This window comes from Actinosynnema sp. (genome assembly GCF_052038725.1).
In genome coordinates, this window is record NZ_JBQGCX010001347.1 from 1 (window position 1) to 3,286 (window position 3,286).

At 75.0% G+C, this 3,286-nt stretch carries 3 protein-coding genes; all 3 read left to right on the plus strand.

What is annotated here, in order from left to right:
- Positions 1-185: 185 nt before the first annotated feature.
- Positions 186-1,556 (plus strand): serine hydrolase domain-containing protein, encoded by a 1,371-nt coding sequence (locus ACTUAL_RS28440; protein ID WP_440902393.1) that lies wholly within the window; start codon positions 186-188, stop codon positions 1,554-1,556.
- A 567-nt stretch (positions 1,557-2,123) separates the two neighbouring features.
- The gene (locus tag ACTUAL_RS28445) at positions 2,124-2,927 is read left to right on the plus strand and encodes a DUF6531 domain-containing protein (protein WP_440902394.1); all 804 of its coding nucleotides are present in this window, start codon (positions 2,124-2,126) and stop codon (positions 2,925-2,927) included.
- Between the two features lie 80 nt (positions 2,928-3,007).
- A partial coding sequence (locus ACTUAL_RS28450) for a hypothetical protein (RefSeq protein ID WP_440902395.1) occupies positions 3,008-3,286 on the plus strand: 279 nt, incomplete at its 3' end.

The following is a 3,286-nucleotide window of genomic DNA, read 5'->3' on the forward strand; positions in this document are numbered from 1 at the left end:
CTCGCCGGCCTGGGAACCCTGTTCCTCGGCACGCGCAGGCGCAAGCAGGGCCTGTGAGCGCTGACTAGCTGAACCCAGGGGCGGCCCCCCGACCACACCCGGGCGGGGGCCGCGCCCGTTCGCGCGGCGGGAATCGGCCCGAGGTCCGATCCCCGAGCGGCCGAACTCCAGCAGCATTCGGTGCCGTGCTGACCCGCCTGCTCCTGTCCGCGACCCTCTCCCTCTCGCCCGCTCCGTCCACAGTGGACGTTCCGACCGTCGAGTCCACGATCCAGGACTTCCTGTCCCACCGGGAGGTCCCCGGCCTGGCGGTCGCCGTGACGCACGACGGGCGAACCCTCCACGCCGAGGGCAGGGGCCACCTGGGCGACGGGACCCCGGTCACCGCCACCACCCCCATGCCGGTGGCGTCCCTGAGCAAGTCCATGACCGCGCTGGTCGTCGTGCAGCTGGCCGAGCGGGGCCGGATCGACCTCGACGCCCCCGTGCGCGACCAGCTCCCGGAGTTCACCACCGCGGACCCCCGCTCGGCGGGCATCACCCCGCGCCACCTGCTCCAGCACACCTCCGGCCTGACCGACCGGACCAACCCCACCGATCCCACCGCCCGCACCCCGCGCGACGCCGTGGCCGCGATGCGCGCGTCGACCCTGGCCTCGGCGCCGGGAACCGAGTGGTCGTACCACAACCCGAACCACCAGCTGGCCGCCCGACTCGTGGAGCACGTGACCGGCGAGCCCTTCGCGGACCACCTGCGCACGGCCCTGTTCGAGCCGCTGGGCATGTCCGACAGCCGCGCCGCGAACACCCCGCTGGACCTGCCCGGCCACCGAGGCCACCTGCGCCTCCCGCTCGGTCCACCGCTGCCGTTCCCGGAGCCGATGTCCTTCGGCGGCGGCTCGGGCGGCGTCCTCAGCTCGGCGCGCGACCTGGCCGCGTGGCTGATCGCCCACCACCGCGGCGGCCCCGCGTTCACCACCACGACCACCCCGGCCACGACGCCCCCGTTCCACGCGATGGGCTGGTTCGCCCGCCGCACCCCGTCCGGCGCCCCGCTGCTGACCCACGACGGCGACCTGGCCACCGCGACCGCCTACCAGGCCCTCCTCCCGGCCACCGGCCACGGCGTCGCGGTCGCCGCCAACACCGCGACCCGCCACGCCGACGCGCAAGCCCTGGGCCAGGCCCTGGTGACGCTCCTGGACGGCGGAACCCCCGAGATCCCCACCGACCCCCAGTTCGCGGTGGACGCGGTCCTCCTGGCCGCGACCCCGCTCCCGGTGGCCTTGGCCGCCCACCGCGCCCGCCGCCCGTCCCGCCGCCGCTGGACCTGGCCCCTGCTCCTGACCCCGTGGCCGCTGCTCCTGGGCGCGCACCACGTGACCTCGTTCCTCTACCGGGGAAGGCCCGTGTCCTGGCTCCAGGCCGCGACCCTCTACCCGACGTTCCTGCTGCTCCTGCTGGTGACGGCGCTGTCGTCGACGACCCTGCTCGCACTGCGCCTGCTGCGCCCGAGGGCCACCGCCCCGTCACCCCCTCATCACTCCGGCGGGTGAAAGCCTGCGGAAGCCCCTGGACGCCCCACCCGTTCTCGCTGGCTTCGCGAGTTCGGACCGCGTCGCAGAACGGGGGACACCGCGGTGGACAACCCGCTGGTGGCGGCGCCGCAGAGCGGCACGGCGGCGGTGACCGGGATCGGGATCGCGGAGTCGTCGGTGGACCTGGCGAACGGGATCGCGGACCGGGACTGGGTCGAGGCCGGGCTCGGGGGTGTCGGGGTCGGGCTGGAAGTGCTGTCGCTGGTGGTCGACCCGGTCGGCACGGTGGCCTCGTACGGCGTGGGGTGGCTGATGGAGCCGGTCGTTCAGCCAGACGTGGGGCAACGTCGCGGCCCAGGTCAAGGCGGTGGCGGAGGAGCTGGGTCGGCAGGACGCGCCCGGTTGGGAGGGGTCCGCCGCGCAGGCCTACCGGAACGCGAACGCCGAGGTGGTCGACGCGATCGCCGGGGCCGGGGTGCTCGCCGAGGGCATCGGCATCGGCGTGGTGGTCATGGGCGAAGTGGTCGCCGCTGTGCGCGAGTTGGTGCGGGACCTGGTCGCCGAGCTGGTGGGCCGGTTGATCGCGTGGCGCTGGAGGCGGTGGCCACCCTCGGTGAGATCATGCAGAAGCTGGGCGGGCTCGGCCGCCGCGCCGACACCCCGTCCGGCCCCGACACCCCGGACCTGGCGGGTGCCCGGCCCTCGCCCCCGGACGCGCCGTCGGGCACGACGAGCCCCTCCGGCGCCACCAGCCCGTCCGGTACGACCGCACCGTCCGGCACGACGACCAGCCCGTCCGGCACGACCACGCTGAGCGGGGCGACCACCCCCGAAACCGCCCCGAGCAGCGCTTCTCCCGGAGGGACCTCCCCCGGTGGCGCCACCACGACGAGCGGTGCCGCGCCGAGCCCGGCGAAAGCGGACCCGGCGCGCCCGAGCGCGCGCGACCAGGTCGGCGACGACCCCAAGGTCTGCGCGCGCCCGGAGAGCGGGCGACCCACGTGCGGTGACCCGGTCGACGTCGTCTCCGGCCAGGTCCTCCTGCCGCAGACCGACGTCGCCCTCGGCGGCGCGCTCCCGCTACTGCTCACGCGCACCCACCTGTCCGGCCACCGCGCGGGCGCCCGCTTCGGCACGTCGTGGGCCTCCACGCTGGACCAGCGGCTCGAAGTGGACGACGAGGGCGTCTGCTTCGTCACCGAGGACGGCATGGTGCCGCTCTACCCGCACCCCGAGGGGACGCCCGTCCTCCCGGTGGAGGGACCGCGCTGGCCGCTGTCCCGCACCGAGGACGGGGCGTACGCGGTGGTCGACGTGGAAGGGGGCTCACCCGCCGCTTCACCGCGGGCGCGGACGGGCTGTTCCCCCTCGACTCCATCACCGACCTGAACGGCAACCACGTCACCGTCGACCACGACGCCGACGGCGTCCCGACCGACGTGCGCCACTCCGGCTGCTACCACGTGTCGGTGCGCTCGACCGGCGGACTGGTGACCGCGCTCGCGCTCACCGGCGCCGAGGACATCACCCTCATCAGGTACGGCTACGACGCCGAGCGCAGGCTCACCGAGGTGGTGAACTCCTCGGGGGCCGCCCTGAGCTTCTCCCACGACGACGACCAGCGCGTCGTCCGCTGGCAGGACCGCAACGGCACGTGGTACCGCTACGGCTACGACGACCGGGGGCGTTGCGTCCTCAACGAGGGCGCGGGCGACTGCCTGTCCGGGACGTTCGCGTACTCCGACGGC